The 961-nt window shown below is 37.9% G+C and carries 2 pseudogenes; both read right to left on the minus strand.

The window, feature by feature from the left end:
• Positions 1–571, minus strand: a pseudogene (locus ACFIKE_RS12300) (glucose-6-phosphate dehydrogenase); the annotation flags it as partial.
• Between the two features lie 120 nt (positions 572–691).
• Positions 692–961 (minus strand): annotated as a pseudogene (locus ACFIKE_RS12305) (FAD-dependent oxidoreductase); the annotation flags it as partial.

The following is a 961-nucleotide window of genomic DNA, read 5'->3' on the forward strand; positions in this document are numbered from 1 at the left end:
TTAAATTTTGAACAGTTTCCTTCCCAAGATAATGATCAATACGAAAGATCTGCTCTTCATTAAAGGCGCTTGCAAATACATCATTGAGTGAAACAGCTGTTTTTACATCGCAACCAATTGGTTTTTCAATGATAATCCGTGTTTGTGGTGTCACCAAATCATTTTTTCCCAACTTCATCGCAATGTCAGCAAAAAGTGACGAACCAACAGCCAAATAAAAAGCTCGAATATCCGCTGAATCTTGTGACAGAAGGAGGGCTAAATCCTCCCACCCTCGATTTGAGGAAACATCAACAGAAACGTAAGTTAAACGTGCAAGAAAATGATTGAGTTCTGTTGAATCCAGATCTTTTGGATGGATATGTTTTTCTAAAGAAATGCGAACAAAATTTTGATATTCTTCATGACTTAAGGAAGTGCGCGAAACCCCAATAATACGTGTTGGCTCACTGAATTGCCCAGCACACTGACAATGATACAAAGCCGGTAAAAGCTTGCGCAACGCCAGATCACCACTGCCACCAAAAACAATACAATCAAAGGAAGAAACTGGAATAATTTTACGCACCATAAACTTGTTTATTTTTCCATTCGATTATGAAATTCCATATCACTTATAAAAGCTTTCATCATTAAAGCAAACGGATACTAAATAAGCCATTAATTTTCTTCATTTCAAGCAATATTTCTATTAAAAACGATCCATTAAAGAAAACCAACGCATTGCTAAAAATATAAGCGGATAACGCAAAACTCTTCCTCCCGGAAAAGATGAAATCTTTAAGTCCTGAAAATGGGCAAAACGTTCATATTTTCCAGTCAACCATTCTGCATATAATTTTCCCATGAAAGGAGCCAGCATAACGCCATGACCTGAGTAACCGCCACAATAAGTCATCCTTGAGAAAAGTTGTCGAACATAGGGCATGCGCTCAACTGTGATGGCAACCGTTGCTCCCCA

The sequence above is a fragment of the Bartonella sp. MU70NMGDW genome (assembly GCF_042194085.1).
Taxonomy (GTDB): domain Bacteria; phylum Pseudomonadota; class Alphaproteobacteria; order Rhizobiales; family Rhizobiaceae; genus Bartonella; species Bartonella grahamii.